This window comes from Pseudomonas anguilliseptica (assembly GCF_900105355.1).
Lineage (GTDB): Bacteria > Pseudomonadota > Gammaproteobacteria > Pseudomonadales > Pseudomonadaceae > Aquipseudomonas > Aquipseudomonas anguilliseptica.
Genome location: NZ_FNSC01000001.1, coordinates 2,875,358 through 2,894,771 on the forward strand (window position 1 = coordinate 2,875,358; position 19,414 = coordinate 2,894,771).

16 protein-coding genes and 2 pseudogenes are annotated in these 19,414 nt (G+C 60.2%); 9 read left to right on the top strand and 9 right to left on the bottom strand.

Annotated elements, in window-relative coordinates; all coding sequences use genetic code 11:
* Nucleotides 1–19 precede the first annotated feature (19 nt).
* The 4 genes and pseudogenes from BLW24_RS14060 to BLW24_RS14075 form a co-directional block, all read right to left on the bottom strand.
* On the bottom strand, nucleotides 20–604 hold the full coding sequence (locus BLW24_RS14060; RefSeq protein WP_090382425.1) for a cob(I)yrinic acid a,c-diamide adenosyltransferase: 585 nt from the start codon (nucleotides 602–604) through the stop codon (nucleotides 20–22).
* 2 nt (nucleotides 605–606) lie between these two features.
* Complete coding sequence (locus BLW24_RS14065; protein ID WP_090382430.1) at nucleotides 607–2,625, bottom strand: sensor histidine kinase; 2,019 nt, start codon at nucleotides 2,623–2,625, stop codon at nucleotides 607–609.
* 45 nt (nucleotides 2,626–2,670) lie between these two features.
* Nucleotides 2,671–3,579, bottom strand: coding sequence for a putative 2-dehydropantoate 2-reductase (locus tag BLW24_RS14070; protein ID WP_090382439.1), 909 nt, complete (start codon nucleotides 3,577–3,579; stop codon nucleotides 2,671–2,673).
* A gap of 110 nt (nucleotides 3,580–3,689) precedes the next feature.
* Nucleotides 3,690–4,614, bottom strand: a pseudogene (locus tag BLW24_RS14075) (GGDEF domain-containing response regulator); the annotation flags it as partial.
* Between the two features lie 95 nt (nucleotides 4,615–4,709).
* On the opposite strand from BLW24_RS14075, the gene BLW24_RS14080 reads away from it, so the two are divergent.
* A complete protein-coding gene (locus BLW24_RS14080; RefSeq protein ID WP_090382450.1) occupies nucleotides 4,710–5,189 on the top strand; it encodes a YajQ family cyclic di-GMP-binding protein in 480 nt (159 codons plus the stop codon).
* Nucleotides 5,190–5,301: 112 nt separating this feature from the next.
* Complete coding sequence (locus BLW24_RS14085; RefSeq protein WP_090382456.1) at nucleotides 5,302–6,135, top strand: mechanosensitive ion channel family protein; 834 nt, start codon at nucleotides 5,302–5,304, stop codon at nucleotides 6,133–6,135.
* Between the two features lie 12 nt (nucleotides 6,136–6,147).
* Here BLW24_RS14085 and BLW24_RS14090 read toward each other — a convergent pair.
* From BLW24_RS14090 to BLW24_RS14100, 3 genes and pseudogenes are all read right to left on the bottom strand, one after another.
* Nucleotides 6,148–6,726: pseudogene (locus BLW24_RS14090) on the bottom strand (lipopolysaccharide kinase InaA family protein); the annotation flags it as partial.
* A 27-nt stretch (nucleotides 6,727–6,753) separates the two neighbouring features.
* On the bottom strand, nucleotides 6,754–8,301 hold the full coding sequence (locus BLW24_RS14095) for an AmpG family muropeptide MFS transporter (protein WP_090382468.1): 1,548 nt from the start codon (nucleotides 8,299–8,301) through the stop codon (nucleotides 6,754–6,756).
* Nucleotides 8,302–8,344: 43 nt separating this feature from the next.
* Nucleotides 8,345–8,734, bottom strand: coding sequence for an MGMT family protein (locus BLW24_RS14100; protein WP_090387743.1), 390 nt, complete (start codon nucleotides 8,732–8,734; stop codon nucleotides 8,345–8,347).
* Nucleotide 8,735: 1 nt separating this feature from the next.
* On the opposite strand from BLW24_RS14100, the gene BLW24_RS14105 reads away from it, so the two are divergent.
* Both BLW24_RS14105 and BLW24_RS14110 read left to right on the top strand, forming a co-directional pair.
* Nucleotides 8,736–9,734, top strand: a complete 999-nt coding sequence (locus BLW24_RS14105) for a DUF481 domain-containing protein (RefSeq protein WP_090382474.1) — start codon at nucleotides 8,736–8,738, stop codon at nucleotides 9,732–9,734.
* Between the two features lie 110 nt (nucleotides 9,735–9,844).
* Nucleotides 9,845–10,849 (top strand): DUF481 domain-containing protein, encoded by a 1,005-nt coding sequence (locus BLW24_RS14110; protein WP_090382476.1) that lies wholly within the window; start codon nucleotides 9,845–9,847, stop codon nucleotides 10,847–10,849.
* Between the two features lie 281 nt (nucleotides 10,850–11,130).
* On the opposite strand, the gene BLW24_RS14115 is transcribed toward BLW24_RS14110, so the two are convergent.
* On the bottom strand, nucleotides 11,131–11,889 hold the full coding sequence (locus tag BLW24_RS14115; protein WP_090382479.1) for an SDR family oxidoreductase: 759 nt from the start codon (nucleotides 11,887–11,889) through the stop codon (nucleotides 11,131–11,133).
* A gap of 93 nt (nucleotides 11,890–11,982) precedes the next feature.
* Here BLW24_RS14115 and BLW24_RS14120 point away from each other — a divergent pair, with 93 nt between their 5' ends.
* From BLW24_RS14120 to BLW24_RS14140, 5 genes are all read left to right on the top strand, one after another.
* On the top strand, nucleotides 11,983–12,714 hold the full coding sequence (locus tag BLW24_RS14120; protein WP_090382482.1) for a HugZ family pyridoxamine 5'-phosphate oxidase: 732 nt from the start codon (nucleotides 11,983–11,985) through the stop codon (nucleotides 12,712–12,714).
* A 63-nt stretch (nucleotides 12,715–12,777) separates the two neighbouring features.
* On the top strand, nucleotides 12,778–13,239 hold the full coding sequence (locus tag BLW24_RS14125) for an FxsA family protein (protein ID WP_090382485.1): 462 nt from the start codon (nucleotides 12,778–12,780) through the stop codon (nucleotides 13,237–13,239).
* A gap of 223 nt (nucleotides 13,240–13,462) precedes the next feature.
* Nucleotides 13,463–13,756: a co-chaperone GroES gene (locus BLW24_RS14130; RefSeq protein WP_090382488.1), complete on the top strand. Its 294-nt coding sequence runs from the start codon at nucleotides 13,463–13,465 to the stop codon at nucleotides 13,754–13,756.
* 59 nt (nucleotides 13,757–13,815) lie between these two features.
* Entirely contained in the window at nucleotides 13,816–15,459 is a 1,644-nt protein-coding gene (gene groL, locus BLW24_RS14135; RefSeq protein ID WP_090382494.1) for a chaperonin GroEL, read from the top strand.
* 597 nt (nucleotides 15,460–16,056) lie between these two features.
* Nucleotides 16,057–16,281, top strand: coding sequence for a hypothetical protein (locus BLW24_RS14140; protein WP_090382500.1), 225 nt, complete (start codon nucleotides 16,057–16,059; stop codon nucleotides 16,279–16,281).
* Nucleotides 16,282–16,340: 59 nt separating this feature from the next.
* On the opposite strand, the gene BLW24_RS14145 is transcribed toward BLW24_RS14140, so the two are convergent.
* Nucleotides 16,341–19,388, bottom strand: coding sequence for a multidrug efflux RND transporter permease subunit (locus BLW24_RS14145; protein ID WP_090382506.1), 3,048 nt, complete (start codon nucleotides 19,386–19,388; stop codon nucleotides 16,341–16,343).
* Nucleotides 19,389–19,414 lie beyond the last annotated feature (26 nt).

The window sequence follows — 19,414 nt, forward strand, 5'->3', positions numbered from 1 at the left end:
ACCCTGCGCGCCTACAGGCTTAGCTTTGTGGCTCTTTGGCTGCCGCCTGCCAGAGCACTTCAGCTACCCCCTGACGTTTGGCGATCAGCCGCGCGGCGACAAACAGCAGGTCTGACAGGCGGTTGACATAGGCCAGGCCGACGCCGCGAATCGGCTCCACGGCGTTCAGGTGCTGGCAGCGGCGCTCGGCGCTGCGGGCCAGGCTGCGGCATACATGCGCCTGGGCGATCAGGCGCGAGCCACCGGGCAGGATGAAATTCTCCAGTGGCCCGACCTCTTCGTTCCAGCGGTCTATAGCGGCTTCCAGTCGCTCGATTTCCGGCGTCTGCAGGGCCTGGTACTCGGGCATCGCCAGTTCACCGCCAAGGTCGAACAGGCGGTGCTGGCAGGGCGCGAGCACGTCGATAATCTCGCCCAGCCCCGGGCACTGGGCGTGCTGTTCGGCAAGGTCTGCCAGCAGCAGGCCGATATGGCCGTTCAGCGTGTCCACTTCGCCCATGGCATCCACCCGTGGGTGGTCCTTGGTCACGCGGCGACCATCGGCCAGGCCGGTTTCGCCGGCATCGCCGGTGCGGGTGTAGATTTTCGAGAGACGGTAACCCATGTTCAGAGACCTGTGTCAGGTGTGGCGGTGGTCATAGGCAGGCGCAGGGTGAAGCAGGTGCCCTGGCCGGCTTTGGACTGCACTTCCATCTGCCCTTTGTGGTTATTGGTGATGATGAAATAGGACACCGATAGGCCGAGCCCCGTGCCCTGGCCGACTTCCTTGGTGGTGAAGAACGGCTCGAAAATGCGTTTGCGCACCGATTCGGGCATGCCGACGCCATTGTCTTCCACCTGGATTTCCGCCCAGGGCGGCGCCAGGCGTACGCGCAGGGTGATCTGCCCCGGTGTTGTGTTGTCGTCGCGCTGGTGGATGGCCTGGGCAGCATTCTTCAGCAGGTTGAGCAATACCTGTTCCAGTTCGTTGGCGGTGGCCGGTACGGGGGGGAGATCGGCGGCAAACTCGCGCTGAATGGTCAGGCTCTTGAAGTCGAAACTCTCGGTCAGGTCGAAGTCATTGCTAGCGATTTCGACTGCCTGATCAACCAGCGCCGGCAGCTGGCACGGCGCCAGTTGGCGGTCACTGCGGCGGCTGAAATTGATCATATGGCTGACGATCTTCGCCGCACGGCTGCCGGCCTGCTGGATGCCGTCGAGCAGGCGCGGGATTTCCCGGGCGTTGAGGTAGCGGTCGATGGCTTCCAGGCAGATGCCGGCCTGTGCGGCCTGTTCGCGGTTCTTTTCCAGCTCGGGCGACAGGCGTCGGCGGATGTTCTGCACGTTATGCAGGATAGCGCCCAGGGGATTGTTGATTTCGTGCGCCATGCCGGCGGCCAGGCCCCCGACCGAGAGCATCTTCTCCGATTGCACCATCATTTCTTCCAGGTTGAGGCGCTGGGTGATGTCGTCGATACGGATCACCACGCCACGACCACTGCTGCCCGTCAGTGGATAGAAGGTCAGGGCAAAGTGGCGCGGTTGCTCGTTGCTGCCCCAGGTGACCCGCTCGATCTTTTCCACCTGATGCTGCTCGACGGTGCGCCTTAGCTGCGGCAGGTAGGGCTTGAGCGGCGGGAAGGCGAGGAAGATCGGCTGGTTCAGCGCTTCGTCCAGGCGGGTGCCGGAGAGGCTGCTGGCTTCCTGATTCCACTGGGTGACGTAGAGCTGTTCATCGAGGGCAATCAGTGCCGACGGCATGGAGTCGATGATGCTGTTGAGGTACTTCTGAAAACCAGTAAGTTTCTTCTCGATCTTGCTGCGCACCTGCACTTCCAGTTCCAGTTTTCGGTTGGAATGGCGGGTTTCCTCGGCCAGGTGCTGAGCCTGGTCGAAGGCTTCCTGAGCGTCGTCACGGGCGCGCTTGAGCTGCTGCTCACGGGCTTCGATACGTACCAGCATGGTGTTGAAGGCATCGGCCAGGCTGCCGATCTCGTCGCGGTTGCCGCGGCGCGCGCGCAGGGCGTAGTTCTCTTCACGGGTGACCTGGCGCGAGAGTTCTTCCAGACGGCGGATCGGCCGCGTGATCAGGCGGCGTACCTGACGCGAGACGATCAGCCAGAGCACTACACTCAAGGCCAGAATCACCAGGCTGGCGGTCAGGGTGCCGGTGTAGAACACCCCCGGCAGTTCGCTGGAAGCTACCAGCAGCAGATGGCCGGAGTTGCCCGTGGCCTGCGGCAGTTCGACCAGTTGGTTGAGGCGAAACTCGCTGTGGCGCCAGGACTCGACCTCTTCAACACGCTGCGGCAGCTGCAGTCTGGTGCCGCGCTGCAGCTGTGCCAGGTTCAGGCCTTTGGCGTCATAGATCACGGCCGCACGCAGCGGCGCGTAGTCATCCAGGCGGCGGAGCAGGGCTTCGGCGGCAGCAGGGGAGCTCAGCGCTTCCTTGCTTAGCGGTGGGCTGGCAATCAGCCGGCCGAGGGTATGCAGGGCCTGGGGTGCCACACTTTCTTGGGAGATCCAGTAGGCCGCGCTGATAAAGGCCAGGTTGGCCACCAGCAGCACGGTGGCGAGCAAGGCCAGCAGCGCGACCAGCAGTTTGCGGCCGACCGGTAGGTTTTCGAGGCTCTGACGCAGAGGCATGGCGGCTGTCGCGGTGGCGGAAGTGCGGGCAGGTTAACGCGCCGCTCAGTGGCTGGGCAATCCGCGTGCATCAAGGTGGGCCAGCAGTTGGCTGTGCAGCGCCTGCAGATGTGGCAGCACCAGTTGGTGGCGTTGCGCGGCGTGGCAGGCGTAACCCAGCAGGTAGGCAATTTCCGTGCGGCGGCCCTGGCTGACATCCTGGTGCATGGAGGAATAGTTGGCCGCGGTGGCCTGGATTACCCGTTGCACTTCGTTATGCAGGTCTTCGGCGGCGGCGCTGTGGCCACTGCTGTGCAGCAACTCGCTCAGTTCGCTGCACAGGCAGGCGACCTGCGCCGGGTGTTCACGCAGCCCGCCATTGCGGCAGTCGTGCAACACAGTCAGCGGGTTGATCGCGCAGTTCAGCGCCAGCTTGCGCCACAGACGGCTGAGGATATCCAGGCTCCAGTCGTGAACAATGCCGGCCTGGCGCAAGTCGTCCAGCCAGGCGGGTGGCTGCAGATCCAGTGGGTCGCCGAGCCAGGTATGGCCGTGGCCGGCAAACACCACCTGAAAGTCCGCCTGACGAAACGCGCCTTCGGTGCTGGAAGCAAAGATGCAGCGCGCCTGGGGCGCTACGCGAGCGACTTCGTCCTGGCTGCCCAGGCCATTTTGCAGCAGCAGGATTTCGGCGCCAGGCGCCAGGCGTGGCACCAGTTGGCTGACGGCTGCTGCGGCGTCATAGGCCTTGCAGGCGAGCAGCAGGCGCTGGATCGGTTGGGGGGCATCGACTGTTTGCGCGGGAATGACGTAGTGCTGCGCCTGGCCCTGCTCAATCAGGGTCAGTCCGCCGGCCTGTTGATAGCTGTGCAGGCGTGCCGGGTCGCGCAGGATCAGCTGCACCGACAGGCCGGCTCGCGCCAGACGCGTCGCCCATAAGGTGCCGAGGCTGCCGGCGCCGAGGATATGCCACATGCGAGGTGCGGGTTACTGCGGCAAGGACAGGCGCAGGGCGGTCACCAGTCCGGTGTTGTGTGATTCGGGCAGTATTCTGGTTGCGTGGTCGGTGATCTGGTCCGGGGTAATGGGGAGGCCTTTTGCATCCAGCCCCACCAGGCTGATACCTGCCTTGAGGCTGATAAAGCCTTCGCTGGTCTTGAACGCCTTGAGGTTGATGCCTTCATGCAGGCGTTTGAAGCTGCTGGGGGAACATTCATGCAGATCGGCCAGCAAGGTAATCAGACCGAAGTGGCACTCATCCAGGCGCACCAGAACGTCCAACGGCCGCACCAGTTGTTGCAGGCGTCGTGCTACGCCGGTAAGCAGCTCGTTGTAGAAGGCGTCGCCATGCCGCTGGTGCAGCTCATGCATGTCCTGCAGGCCAATCAGCAGGTAGCACAGCGCGCCGCCACGGGATTCGACCTGGCGCAGGCTGTCGAGCATCTTCTGATGAAGGTAGCGGTTGTTGCCCAGGCCGGTGAGCGGGTCGATCAGGTTGCGCTGTTCCAGGCTGGCGATGTTTTCGGTGAGTAGGCGGTTTTCCTGCAACAGGCGCTGCAGGGTGTTACACAGGCGATCGGCAGCATAGACGCGCGGCACCAGTTGCTCGTTCATCGCGGCCTTGCTGATGAAGTCATCGACACCGCTGTCGAAGGCTTCACCCAATACGTTTTCGCCTTCCTTGCCGGTGAGCAGGATGACGTAGGTGTAGTGGTGGGCCATTTCATCGAACTGGCGTACCTGCACGGTCAGCTCCAGGCCGTTCATCTCCGGCATCAGCCAGTCGGCGAGCAGGACGCTGGTCGGGCGTTGTTCCAGCAGGCTGATGGCTTCGGCGGCGCTGCTGGCAAAACGGAGATCCTGATAGCCCGCCTGGGTCAGGGCGCGCCCGATCATGGCGCTGGAGAACTTGGCGTCATCGACAACCAAAATGCTCAGGTGGGGGTTCGGCATGGGCAGGCTCGCTAGGGGGGAAATCACGTGGGCCCGATACTTCGCCGGGCAGTGTGTGTTGCTACCGCTATATAATGGCCGGGTTTTTTTACCGTCAAGCCAGGCGTGTCCCGTTCGTGATGCAGGGCGCGCCGTCTATCTGGAGTAAGCCCATGCCCTCGTTCGACGTGGTGTCCGAGTTGGACAAACATGAAGTTACCAACGCCATCGACAGCGCTATCAAAGAGCTGGATCGCCGTTATGACCTACGCGGTAAAGGTAGCTTTGAGCTGAAAGAGCTGACTGTCAACCTGACAGCTGATGCGGATTTTCAGTTGGAGCAGATGGTTGAGATTCTCAAGCTCTGTCTGGTCAAGCGCAAGATTGACGTGCAGTGCCTGGAATTCAAGGACGCCTACGCGTCGGGCAAGAGCGTCAAGCAGGAAGTGATCCTGCGTGAAGGGATCGAGAAAGACCTGGCGAAGAAGATCGTTGCGCACATCAAGGACATCAAACTCAAGGTGCAGGCTGCCATTCAGGGGGAGCAGGTGCGTATTACCGGCAAGAAGCGTGATGACCTGCAGGAAGCGATTGCCGCCCTGCGTGCCAAGGACTTCGGCATGCCGTTGCAGTTCAACAATTTTCGCGATTGATGCGTAGGAGTTGAACCTTGCCGCCGTACAGGCGTCGCAACGGTGTAGGTGCAGTTAAACCGCCACGGCTTGCCGTGGCGTTTTATTTTCAAAGGTTTACAAGGATTAACAGATGGATATGAACGTCGAACAACTGGTGAAGATGTCAGAAGCCTGGCTGCCTGTGGTGCTCGAATACAGCGGCAAGCTGACCCTGGCCTTGATCACCATGCTGATCGGTTGGTGGTTGATCAGCAAACTCACCGGCAGCATTGGCCGCTTGCTCAATATGCGTCAGGTCGACCGCGCGCTGAGCAGCTTTATCTGCAGCCTGGTCGGTATCGTGCTGAAAGTGTTGCTGCTGGTCAGCGTGGCTTCGATGATCGGCGTGGAAACCACTTCCTTTATAGCGGTGATCGGTGCTGCCGGTTTGGCTATCGGCCTGGCCTTGCAGGGCAGCCTGGCGAACTTCGCTGGCGGAGTATTGATCATGCTGTTTCGCCCGTTTCGTGCCGGTGACTGGATTGAGGCGCAGGGCGTTTCGGGCAGTGTCGACAGCATCCAGATTTTCCATACCACGCTGAAAACCGCAGACAACAAAGTGGTGATCGTGCCCAATGGCAGCCTGTCGAACGGCCATATCACCAATTATTCGCGCGAATCCACGCGGCGTGTCGATATCAATCTGGGCATCGATTACTCAAGCGACATCAAGCAAGCCCGTGAGGTGTTGCTGGATATCGCCAGGGACCCGCGGGTGCGCCAGGATCCGGCGCCTGTGGTGTTTGTTACCGGCTTGGGTGATAGCGCGATCAACCTGTCACTGCGCATCTGGGTGGCGACGCCGGATTTCTGGCCGGTCACTTTCGCTTTCACCGAGCAGGCCAAGGAGCGTTTGACTGAGGCCGGTATCGGCATCCCATTCCCGCAGCGGGTGGTACATCTGGTGCAGCAATCCACTGCCTGACGGAACGCCGAGTTAGCGACTAGTGGCGTTATAGAGCGTTTTGAAGTTGCGGCCCATCGCCAGCTGGTAGTGGCCGATCAGGCTTTGCCAGTCGGCCTGATCCCACGGCGAATGGCGCCGCAGTTGTAACATGTCGTGCAACGCAGCCTGCTTGCTGGTCAGGCGACGGCGGCATTTCTCGAGGTCGAGCAGTGCTACCTCGGGAGTCAGCGTCTGTCCTTCGCCGCTGATGCGCACAAAGATATGTTTGATGTAGATGCAGCCGTGTTGCCAGCGCGCGGTATGCAAACTCGCCAGGCTTTGCGCTACTTTCTGCAGCAATTGTTGGTGCAGTGCTTCGCCGTACCGCTCGCGGCCATTGCCTGCATACCAGTCATCAATAGATTGAAAACCGTCCAGTGCTTTGGTCACTAACAAGGCGCGCCAGCCCTGGGCGTTATGTTCCGCCGCGCAGTAGATGATCTCCGGGACGGTCACTCCCGCTTTGCGAGCGCCGAGCAGTGCATCGCGTTCGCGCAACACGGTGGGGCGGCCAAAGGGATGGAGCAGGCTGCGGTGGATATGCCCGGTCTGCCCTTTTGCGAATAGCAGGATAGAGCAAGACTCTTGCCAGTTTGTTCAGTCAGGCTGCTCTGCGGTGTTAATCGCGTTGGCATCACAAGCCTGAGGCTGTTCGCGGCGCCATTGCGGAATGATCAGTAGCAGCGTCGGAATACCCAGCAAGGCGGTAATCAGGAAGAAATCGGCGTAACCGAATTTCTCCACCATCACTCCTGAGTAACCACCAATCAGCCGTGGCAGTAGCAGCATGATCGAGCTGAGTAGGGCGTACTGGGTGGCGGAGAACTTCAGGTTGGTCAGGCTCGACAAGTAGGCGACAAATGCCGCTGTGGCCAGACCGGCGCTGAAGTTGTCGGCGGAAATGGTCACGATCAGCATCTGCAGGTCTGCGCCCATGCCGGTAAGCATAAGGAACAGTAGGTTGGTCGCCGCCGAGGCGGCGCCACCGATAAACAGGATCGGCAGAATACCGAAACGCACAATCAGCAGGCCGCCAAAACCTGCACCAATAAGGGTCATCACCAGGCCGAACAGCTTGCTGACGCTGGCGATCTGATCCTTGGTAAAACCCTGGTCGATGTAGAACACGTTGGCCATCACGCCCATCACGGTGTCCGACATGCGGTAGGTGGCGATCAGCCCGAGCAGCAGAAAGGCCTGCCAGCGGTAGCGCACGATAAAGTCGTTGACCGGGGTCAGCACCGGTGCCAGGCCGCGGCGGCCCATGGTGGACAGGCACAGGCTGGTGAGGATGGTGTAGAGCAGGGCGCGCAGGAAGGCGCGGTCTTCCAGTAGCAGGTCGAGCATGCTCGCCTCGCCGTTGATCACGCTGGCAAAGTCGGTGTGATAGAACTGGGTAAACATCGCCGGTACCGATACCAGCAACACAATCAGTACCAGTACCGAGGTGATCTGGTGGCTGAAGCCATAACGCGCAGCGGCCAGTTGCGTGCGCAGTGGCACATCCGGCTCGCGCATCCACAGGCTGGTGAGCAGGCCGGGCAACATCAGCAGGGCAAACAGCAGGTAGGTACCGGCCCATGCGCCGTGCTGATAGAGCAGGGCGGTGGAACCAAAGCCTTCGGCGAAATACAGCGCGCCGGCGGTAGCCAGCAGGGCGGCGACCCGGTAGCCGGCCATATAACTGGCGGCCAGCGCCGCCTGGCGGGTGTCGTCGACGATTTCCAGGCGGTAGGCATCGACGGCGATGTCCTGGGTGGCCGAGGCAAATGCCACCAGTACCGCCAGGGAAATCAGCCAGGTCAGGTGGGTTTGCGGGTCGCACAGGGCCATGCCGGCGAGGCCGATGGCGATCAGAATCTGTGACAGCACCAGCCAGGAGCGGCGGCGGCCGAGCTTGCCCAGCAGCGGCAGGCGCCACTGGTCAAGCAGTGGCGACCAGACCCATTTAAAGGCGTAGGCCAGGCCGATCAGGCTGGCAAAACCAATGGTGTCGCGGGCCACTCCGGCTTCGCGCAACCAGACCGAAAGGGTGGAGAACACCAGCATATAGGGCAGGCCAGCGGCGAACCCTAGAAGCAACAGCACCAGTGTTGAGGGGCTGGAGTAAGCAGCAATGGCATCACGCCAGCTTTTACGGGGCATTGAGCGAGTTTCAGCCTGATTTTGACCTAATAAAGGGCGCACTCTAACCGCTGTGCTCCATTGGGCGCCAGCCATAGCGCGGCATATCCACCCGATCGTTATGGATTTGCACGCCTTCCTCACGTAGACGGCTGCGCTGTTCCGCGCCGGACAGGCTTCCAGCAGGCAAACTGAGGCGGCCACCGGCAGCAATTACCCGGTGCCAGGGCAGGGTGCTGCCGTCTGGCAGCTGGCTGAGGGTGCGCCCGACCCAGCGCGCGGCTTGACCCAGACCTGCGTATGCAGCCAGTTGGCCGTAACTCACCACGCAGCCGGCCGGAATCTGCGCCAGCACCGCATAGAGTGCCGTACGGCGCTCAACCTGGCTTGCTGTTGGCTGGCCTGGCGCTGCATGCTTCGGTACCTGTTTTGGCTCGTTATCCGGCTTTCCCATCATGCTGCTACGTACTCTGTTGTGCTCTCTGGTTCTTGCTCTGGCCACGCCTGCGTGGGCGGACACGGTGTGGTTGAACAATGGTGACCGTCTGAGCGGTGAGATAGTTCTGCTCGATGGCGGCAAACTGGCCTTGAAAACCAAGTACGCCGGCCAGGTGCTGATTGCCTGGAAGGATATCGACACCCTGCGCTCGGAGAAACCCTTGCTGATGCGCCGCCAAGGCCTCGACAGCGAGCACAGCAACCAGCTGGAAGCCGCCGGCAAGGGCATGGTACGGGTGGTCAGTGACAACACGCAGACCGTGCCGCTATCCAGCATCAAGCGTCTGATCCCGCCGCGTCCGGTACTGCAGGATCGCTTCTGGGAGGGCAATCTGGACGCCAAACTGGATATGAAGCGTGACGATAACGACACCGATGAGTGGAAGGTCAAAGGCAATACGCGTGTGGAGCACGGGCGCTGGCGCCACGTGTTGGCCGGCGAACTGGAGCGCAAGGTCAAGAATGATGCGAAGACCGCCGACAATTGGCAGCTGGAATACGACCTCGACCGCTTTATCACGGATCACTGGTTCTGGCGGGTGGGGGCCGAGCAGGATGAGGATGAGTTTGCCTTTTTTACTCGCCAGCGCTCGCTGGGCACCGGGCCGGGTTATCGCTTCTGGGATAACGAACTGGGCCGACTGGATGTGATTGGTCAGTTCAATCGCCTGCAAATAGAGTCCGGTGAAGCTGAGCGCGCATTCAATACCTACTCGCTTGCCTTGGATTACAAGCGTCTGCTGTGGGGCACCCGTTTGGAGCTTTACAGCACGGCCGAGCTGCAATTGCCGGCGATAGAAGAAATTGACTACGTGCTCGACAGTGAAATAGGCCTGCGCTATCGCCTGACAGATTGGGCGCGTCTATCGCTGCTGTATGAGCTGGATCAGGCGCGTGGGCTCGGGCAAACCAGCAGTGAACGCCGCTATCTGTTGGGGGTAGGGGTCGGCTGGTAGGGCACGCCATGGTGAACTCGCGGTAATTCTGTCGGTCAGTGCTTGCTCTGGCGTCGTGCGCACGGATAATGCGCGACCTTCCGCGCACCCGAAGTAGATAAACCATCCCTATGTTTTCCAGAACCCTGCTGTGCCTGGCCCTTTCTGTGGCTGCTACCTCCGCGTTGGCGGATACCGTCTGGCTGAAGAACGGCGACCGCCTGACCGGCAAGATCAAGTTCTATGACGGTGGCAAGCTGTTGCTGGCGACCGATTACGGCGGTGCGATTGCCCTCGACTGGAGCAAGATTGCAACCCTGGAAAGCGATCAGGAGCTGCTGATCAAGGAAAATGCCATCGCTGGTGAGCGCGCCAAGTCCCTGCACTCGGCCGAATCGGGCAAGGTGACCCTGGCCAACGGTGGTGTGCCCAAGACCATCGAGTTGGCCAGCATCAAGCAGATCCTCAAACCCAAGCCCTTGGTTGAGGACTTTGTCTGGAAGGGCAATATCGACGCCTCGCTGGATTACAAACGTGCCGAGCGTGACACCGACGACTACGACGTCAGCCTCAAGACTCAGGCGCGCCATGGCCTGTGGCGGCATAACGCGCAAGCCGACTACAACCGCGAATTTCAGGATGACCTGATCACCACGGATAACTGGGGCGTGGAGTACGCGCTTGACCGCTTTCTGACCGAGCATTGGTTCTGGCAAGGCCGCCTGGAGTACAAGCGCGACATGGTCGAAGAGCTTGAGCGCCAGCGCACCGTGGGTACCGGTCCCGGTTACCAGTTCTGGGGCAACGAGTTGGGCGCCTTCTCCGTGGCCGGCCTGCTTAACCGCACCGACTACGAATATGCCAATGGCGAGAACGACAACTTCTATGCCGTCAGCATGAAGTGGGATTACAACCGTTACCTGGTCGGCAAGAGTGTCGAGCTGTTCAGCGACGGTGAAGTGGGCAAACCGCTGGCCAACGCTGCTGACTACACCCTGGATGCCGCCGTGGGCCTGCGCTACAAGCTGACCGACTGGGCCTCGTTGAACATGAAGGCCGAGAAGGATCTGGTCAGCGGTGCAGAAGGCGAGCTGGATGAAACCCGTTACAGCCTGGGTTTTGGTGTCGGCTGGTAAGTGTTGGGCCGTCGATCTGCTGCGCGTCGGCCCTGCGGCGTTAAAAACAGGCTCGGTAAGCCGCTTGCGGCTAACGCGCTTTGGCGCGGCCCGAAGGGCGAGTGAAACGAGTAATGCTCATGTACAAAAGTACACTCCGCTTCCTCGCCGTTTTGACCAGCCGGAGGCTGTTACTGGCGTAGCGCCTTGCTGGTCTCTAGCTCGCCAGATCTTGAAAAGTTAAAAGCAAAAAAAGCCCCGCGTTTGCGGGGCTTTTTTTTGCAGTGTGTCGATCTAGCGGATCAGAGACGCAGGCCGCCGTCCAGCTCCAGAACACGACCGGTGTAATAGTCGTTTTCCAGGATGTAAGCCACCGAGTGAGCGATCTCGGCGGGTTTGCCCATGCGGCGCAGTGGGATGACCGAGGTCATGCGCTCCAGCGCTTCTGGCTTCATGCTGGCAACCATTTCGGTTTCGATAAAGCCGGGTGCAACTCCGGCGACACGGATGCCGTAGCGCGCCAGTTCCTTGGCCCAGACCACGGTATCAGCCGCTACCCCAGCCTTGGCCGCCGAGTAGTTGGCCTGACCAATATTGCCGGCACGGGAGATGGAAGAGATATTGATGATCGCGCCTTCGTTTTTCAGCTCGATCATCTTCGCGGCCACTTCACGGGTACAGAGGAACACACCGGTGAGGTTGACGTCGATCACCGACTGCCACTGGGCCAGGCTCAGCTTGGTGATTTCGCCGTCCTTGACCTTGATGGTCAGGCCGTCACGCAGGATGCCGGCGTTGTTGACTAGGCCGTTGATTGCACCGAAATCTTCGGCAACTTGTGCCACGGTCTGGGTCACTTGTTCTTCATTGGCGACGTTGCACAGGTAGGCGCGCGCTTCCACGCCCAGCGCCTTGCAGGCGGCCACGGCTTCGTCGAGTTTTTCCTGGTTCAGGTCGACCAGTGCCAGCTTGGCGCCTTTTTCCGCCAGGTATTCGGCCATGGCGCGGCCCAGGCCCTGGCAGCCGCCAGTGATGATGATGACTTTGTCTTTAAGTTGCATCGCGTGTCCCCTCAAATGGTGTCGTGTGGCCTTGCCGGCGGTTAATCTAGGCGCCTGCCGTTCTGTGACGGATTCTATGCAAGGAGTCATAAGGTGAGCGTGAAAGCCGGCAAGCATGCCCGAGAATTGCTGCTCAAGGAATACCGGGGCGTGCTCAGCACCCATTCCAAGGCCATGCCGGGTTTCCCTTTCGGATCAGTGGTGCCCTATTGCCTGGATGTTGACGGTTATCCGCTGATTCTGATCAGCCGCATCGCTCAGCACACCCATAACCTCAAACAAGACGGTAAATGTTCGCTGCTGGTGGGCGAGCGCGGGGCGGAGGATGTGCAGGCGGTCGGCCGTCTTACTTTGCTCGCGCAAGCACGACAATTGGATGACGAGGAACAGATTGCAGCGGCGGCGCAGCGCTATTACCGCTATTTCCCCGATTCGCGCGGCTATCACCAGGCGCATGATTTCGACTTCTGGCGGCTGGAACCGGTGCGCTGGCGCTATATCGGTGGTTTTGGCGCGATTCACTGGCTGGAACAGGTGGCGCTGGCCAATCCCTTTGCCGGCGATGCTGAAATCAGCATGCTCGAACATATGAACAGCGATCATGCCGCAGCCATCGCCCACTATGTCGAGTTGGCCGGGTTGCCCAGTCATGCGCCGGCCGAGCTCGCCGGCCTTGATAGCGAAGGTTTCCACCTGCGTATTGGCCAGAGCCTGTATTGGCTGGCCTTTCCAACATCCTGTAACAGTCCGCTGGAGGTGCGCCAGGCCTTGGTAGCACTGGCCCGCACCGAGATCTGGCCGACCGATGGTCAGGCTTCAGCTTGAATTCAGCTCGACACCCCATACTTCACACTTACTGGAAGCTGATCTTCCGTTAAGGAACCTTTGATGCGCGCCTTTCTGTTTCTGTTTTTACTGTTTCCGATCATTGAGCTGGCCCTGCTGATTCAGGTGGGCAGCGCCATTGGCGTGTTGCCGACGCTGCTGCTGGTCATCGGCACTGCCATTCTCGGCAGTGTTTTGCTGCGTGTAGCCGGCGTTGCCACCGCCTGGCGTGCACGGGAAAAGCTGGCGCGCGGTGAGTTGCCTGAGCAGGAAATGCTCGAAGGCCTGCTGATTGCCGTTGGTGGTGGTCTGCTGCTGCCGGGTTTTATCAGCGACATCTTCGGTGTGTTTTGCCTGATCCCCTTCACCCGCCGTCTGCTGGTCAACAAGGTGCGCCTGCGTGCCGCGGAGCAGGCCATGCGTCAACGTGCCTTTTTCGACGATCAGGCCGCACGCTCCGGGCACGCTCGGTCGGGTGCGGGCCAACCCAATGTGCTGGAAGGCGAATACGAACGCCGCGACTGATTTGCGGCTCGTAAAAAGGCGTCCACATATTAAAAATTTCACCCTCTGCCCTTGAAATCCCCTTGTGCGCCCTTATGTAGCGGTCACCGCAAGGTTTTCTGTCGTATCGGCAGATCAGACTTCAGCGCTACGCCTGGCGTATCGCTACCGGCTTCGCCGGACTTTGCTAACCCGCTGGTGAATATACCAGCCGCTGTAAACCACCTATTGGGAGAGATCGACAATGAAGCTTCGTCCTCTGCATGACCGCGTCGTAATCCGTCGCAGCGAAGGAGAAAAGAAAACCGCAGGCGGCATCGTGCTGCCAGGCTCCGCTGCCGAGAAAGCCAACAGCGGTGAAATCCTCGCTGTCGGTACCGGCCGCGTGCTGGACAACGGTGAAGTGCGCGCCCTGGCCGTCAAAGTCGGCGACAAAGTGGTGTTTGGCCCTTACTCCGGCAGCAACACCGTGAAAGTTGACGGTGAAGACCTGCTGGTAATGAGCGAGAGCGAAATCCTCGCTGTCGTTGAAGGTTGATTTCAGCGCCCCGACGCTACGAATTCCGCTCTATTTGAACGAATTAAGGAATAAACATCATGGCTGCTAAAGAAGTTAAATTCGGCGATTCCGCCCGCAAGAAAATGCTCACCGGTGTCAACGTTCTGGCTGACGCTGTAAAAGCGACCCTCGGCCCGAAAGGCCGTAACGTGATCATCGAGAAGAGCTACGGCGCTCCGACCATCACCAAAGACGGCGTTTCCGTTGCCAAAGAAATCGAGCTGAAAGATCGCTTCGAGAACATGGGCGCTCAGCTGGTTAAAGACGTTGCTTCGCGCGCTAACGATGACGCAGGCGACGGCACCACCACTGCTACCGTTCTCGCTCAAGCCATCGTCAACGAAGGCCTGAAAGCCGTCGCTGCCGGCATGAACCCAATGGACCTCAAGCGCGGCATCGACAAGGCGACCATCGCCATCGTGGCCGAGCTGAAGAACCTGTCCAAGCCGTGCGCTGACACCAAGGCCATCGCTCAGGTTGGCTCGATCTCCGCCAACTCCGACACCTCCATCGGCGAAATCATTGCCGAAGCCATGGAAAAAGTCGGTAAAGAAGGCGTGATCACCGTTGAAGAAGGCTCGGGCCTGGAAAACGAACTGTCGGTTGTTGAAGGCATGCAGTTCGACCGTGGTTACCTGTCCCCGTACTTCATCAACAAGCCAGACACCATGGTCGCCGAGCTCGACGGCCCGCTGATTCTGCTGGTCGACAAGAAGATCTCTAACATCCGTGAGCTGCTGCCAGTTCTGGAAGCGGTGGCCAAGTCCGGTCGTCCGCTGCTGATCGTGGCCGAAGACGTTGAAGGCGAAGCCCTGGCGACTCTGGTTGTGAACAACATGCGTGGCATCGTTAAAGTCGCTGCCGTTAAGGCACCGGGCTTCGGCGATCGTCGCAAGGCCATGCTGCAGGACATCGCTGTTCTGACTGGCGGTACCGTGATCTCCGAAGAGATCGGTCTGAGCCTGGAAAGCGCCACCCTGGAGCACCTGGGTAACGCCAAGCGCGTAATCCTGAGCAAAGAAAACACCACCATCATCGACGGTGCAGGTCAGCAGACTGATATCGAATCGCGCGTTGCGCAGATCCGTAAGCAGGTTGAAGACACCTCGTCCGACTACGACAAAGAGAAGCTGCAAGAGCGTCTGGCCAAACTGGCTGGCGGTGTTGCGGTGATCAAAGTTGGTGCCGGCACCGAAGTTGAAATGAAAGAGAAGAAAGCCCGCGTTGACGACGCCCTGCACGCGACCCGCGCCGCCGTTGAAGAAGGCGTGGTACCTGGCGGTGGCGTGGCACTGGTTCGCGCTCTGCAGGCCATCAGCGAACTGAAAGGCGACAACGCCGATCAGGACGTCGGTATCGCTCTGCTGCGTCGCGCTGTTGAAGCGCCGCTGCGTCAGATCGTTTCCAACGCTGGCGGCGAGCCAAGTGTTGTGGTCGACAAGGTCAAGCAGGGTTCGGGCAACTACGGCTTCAACGCCGCTACCGACACCTACGGCGACATGATCGAGATGGGTATTCTTGATCCGGCCAAGGTCACCCGCTCGGCGCTGCAAGCTGCAGCTTCGATCGGCAGCCTGATGATCACCACCGAAGCGATGATCGCCGAAGTGGCTGAAGACAAGCCGGCCGCTGGCGGTATGCCAGACATGGGCGGCATGGGTGGCATGGGCGGCATGATGTAAGCCAGCCCGGCTCCCACAGGCCATCGCCAGATGGCATGTACGCTGTAAAGGAAACCCCGTGCCTGTCACGGGGTTTTCATTTTTATCGGCTATAACAGTCCCTCGCGGCAAAGCGGTACGCCAATTGCTTTGTGTGATGCGTGCTCCCGGACTGGAGCCTGTCAATTTGCGCCGTGCTGCTGTTCAGCATTGCCGCTTCGTGTTTTGACCTCACCTGGATGTGCTCTACCACGCCGCTTTTGTCGTGTGGCTGGAGGTTGTGCCGGTTACGGTTTTGCCTGTGGCTGTTTTAAAACCGCAGGTTCTATCTCGCACCACACTGATGCAATTGGGCAATTAAGTGACTTTTGGGTTGTTACCTTCGGGTGCGCTGATACGGATCCCAATCCTTGGTTTGTTCGCGTATTGAACCATTGGTGCAAACGTAGCTCGAAGCCTGGCCAGCTAAATGGCTTGCTTGTGGATCAGGATGATCTGGATGGAGTTGCCGGTAGAGTCCGGCAGTAACGACCGCTGGTCGCAAAGCGCGACACTGCGGTTATCAGTGATCTAGGGTCTACAAACAGCGTTTGGCAGCGCTATCAAGAGGTTGCAGTGATGAAGCTAGAAATCGCACGAGGTTTGTTCCTGGTGACCGCGCTCAGCGTGGCCTCGCTCGCGGCGGCGGCCTGGCAGGAAGCCAGCCCCCAGGTCATCACCCTCAATGAGCGCGGCTACTGCCCGTTGCCACCCCAGGCACGAACGGCCGAGGCGCTCAAGCCGGATCACGACCTGCTGCTGTTTATGTTCAGCCTGTCCCAAGGTGCTCGGTCACAAGGTTGAGCCTGTTCGGTGGGTGATTCGACAGATAGAAAAAAGCCCTGCACTGCAGGGCTTTTTTGTTAGTGGGCCTTGGCCGTTGTCGCTGGTGCATCGGGCTGCGCCAGCAGGCTGTACACGCAGGGCAGCACGAACAGGGTAAACAGCGTGCCAATCGACATGCCGGTGGCGATTACCAGGCCGATGTCGAAGCGGCTGACCGCACCTGCGCCGGTGGCCAGGATCAGCGGCACCATGCCGAAGACCATCGCCGCGGTGGTCATCAGCACCGGACGCAGGCGAATTGCCGCCGCTTCTTCGACCGCTTCTCGACGCGACAGGCCTTTCTCACGGCGTAGCAGGTTGGCGAACTCGACGATCAGGATGCCGTGTTTGGTGATCAGACCGATCAGCGTCACCAGGCCCACCTGGGTGTAGATGTTCATGCTCGACAGACCGAGGAACAGCGGAATCAACGCACCACAGATCGACAGCGGCACCGTGACCATGATCACCAGCGGGTCGCGGAAGCTCTCGAACTGTGCCGCCAGTACCAGGAAGATCAACGCCAGGGCCAGGCCGAAGGTGATGTACAGCGCATTGCCTTCCTGCACCAGTTGGCGCGATGCACCGGCGAAGTCGTAGGCGTAACCGGCCGGGGCTTCCTCGCGCATGATCTGCGTCACCGTGTCGACGGCTTCACCCATGCTGACGATTGGTACGCCCTGGATGATCGCCGAGTTGAGCTGCTGGAACTGGTTGAGCTGGGTCGGCCGCGCGCGGTCGCTGACCTTGACCAGCGTCGACAGGGCCAGCATCGCGCCGCTTTCGCTCTTCACGTAGTAGCTGCCGAGCCACTCCGGGTTGTCGCGGTAGGCACGTTCGACCTGGGCAATCACCTTGTAGCTGCGTCCGTCGATGGTAAAGCGGTTGATCTCGCCTTCACCGAGCAGGCTGGCCAGGGTCAGACCGAGGTCTTCCATCGACACACCCATCTGTGCGGCTTTCTCGCGGTCGATTTCCACCACCACTTCAGGCTTGTCGAAGGCCAGGTCGACGTCGAGGAAGGCGAACTTGCCGGACTCCACCGCGCGTTGCTTGATCCGCTCGGCCACTTGCAGCAGCGACTGGTAATCGTTCGGCGTGTTGATCACGAACTGGAACGGCAAACCTTCACCGGTACCCGGCAGGGACGGCAGGTTGAAGCCGAAGATCTGCAGGCCGGCGATCTGCGACAGGCGACCCTGCACCTCCGGCAGCAACTCCATCTGGGTGCGTTCGCGCTCGTTCCACGGCGTCATCAGGAAGCCGCCAATACCCGATTGCACACCGTTGAAACCGTTGATCTGGAACGAGGAGTAGTACTCGGGGAACTCCTTGAAGATGGTCACGAACTCATCGGTGTACTTGTTCAGGTACTCCAGGTTGGTCGGTTGCGGCGCGCTGGCCATCATAAAGATGATGCCCTGATCTTCTTCCGGGGCCAGTTCGCTTTTGGTGAACTTGAGCAGTACCGGGATCAGATACATGACGATCACCGCAAACACCAGGACCACCGGGCGGGTATCCAGTGTGCCGTGCAGGGCGCGCTGATAGCGTTGCTTGAGATTGTCGAATATCTGGTCGAGCTTGTGCGCCAGGCCCGACGGATTCTCCTCATGGCGCAGCAGCTTGGCGCACATCATCGGTGACAGGGTCAGGGCGACGATACCGGAGATGATCACCGCGCCGGCCAGGGTCAGGGCAAATTCCTTGAACAGCGCGCCCGTAAGGCCCTCGAGGAAGCCGATAGGCGCGTACACCGCCGCCAGGGTGATGGTCATCGATACCACCGGCACGGCGATCTCCCGCGCGCCCTCAATGGCCGCATCGAAGGGTGTTTTGCCTTCCTCGATATGCCGGTGGATGTTTTCCACGACGACGATGGCGTCGTCCACCACCAGACCGATCGCCAACACCATCGCCAGCAGGGTCAGCAGGTTGATCGAGTAGCCCATCAGCTGCATAAAGAACATCACGCCGATCATCGACAGCGGGATGGTGATCACCGGGATCAGCACCGAGCGGAACGCGCCGAGGAACAGGAACACTACGACGATGACGATCAGCACCGCTTCGCCGAGGGTTTTCACCACTTCGTCGATGGACGCCTGGATAAACAGCGTGGCGTCATAGGCGATGGAAACTTTCAGGTTGGGTGGCAGCTGCGCTTCCAGGTCTGGCATGACCTTGCGCACTTCCTTGATCACGTCCAGCGGGTTGGCCCCCGGCGTGCCCTTGATGGCGATGTACACCGAGGGGGTGCCATCGAAGGAGCTGATCGAGTCGTAGCTTTCCGCGCCCATTTCCACCCGCGCCACATCGCGGATCAGCACGCGGCTGTCGCCCACGGTCTTCAGCGGGATGGCAGCAAAGGCCTCGGCCGACTTCAAGTCGGTTTCGGCGTTGATGCTGGTGACCACGTACTCGCCTTTTACTTCACCCGCGGCAGCGAGGAAGTTGTACTTGCGCACGGCGTCGTTGACGTCGCCGGCGGTCACGCCGTAGGCGCCCATCTTCACCGGGTCGAGCCACAGACGCATGGCGAACACCTGATTGCCGAGAATCTCGGCCTCGGCCATGCCGGGCAGAGTGGCCAGCTTGGGCTGGATCACCCGCGACAGGTAGTCGGTGATCTGCGGGTTGCTCAGTTCCTCGCTGTAGAAGCTGATGTACATCAGCGCCGTGGAATCGGCAGCTTCCTTGCTCAGTACCGGGTCTTCGGCGTCCTGCGGCAGCTGGTTCTTCACCTCATTGGCCTTGGCCAGCAGTTCGGTGAACAAACGGTCGCTATTGGCGCCGATACGCGCATAGATCGAGATGATCGACACGTTCTGCCGGCTGACCGAGGTCATGTAGTCGATACCGTCGGCGCTGGCCAGGCTCTGTTGCAGCGGCTGGGTGATATAGCCCTGAATGGTCTCGGCGTTGGCCCCGGGGTAAGCCGTGGTCACCGTGATCAGGGCGTTTTCCATCTGCGGGTACTGGCGGATGGTCAGTTTGCTGAATGCCTGGAAGCCAAGCAGGATGATCAACAGACTGACCACGGTCGCCAATACCGGGCGACGGATAAAGGGATCAGTAAAAGCCATAAATAAGTTCCTTTACGCCTGCGCGA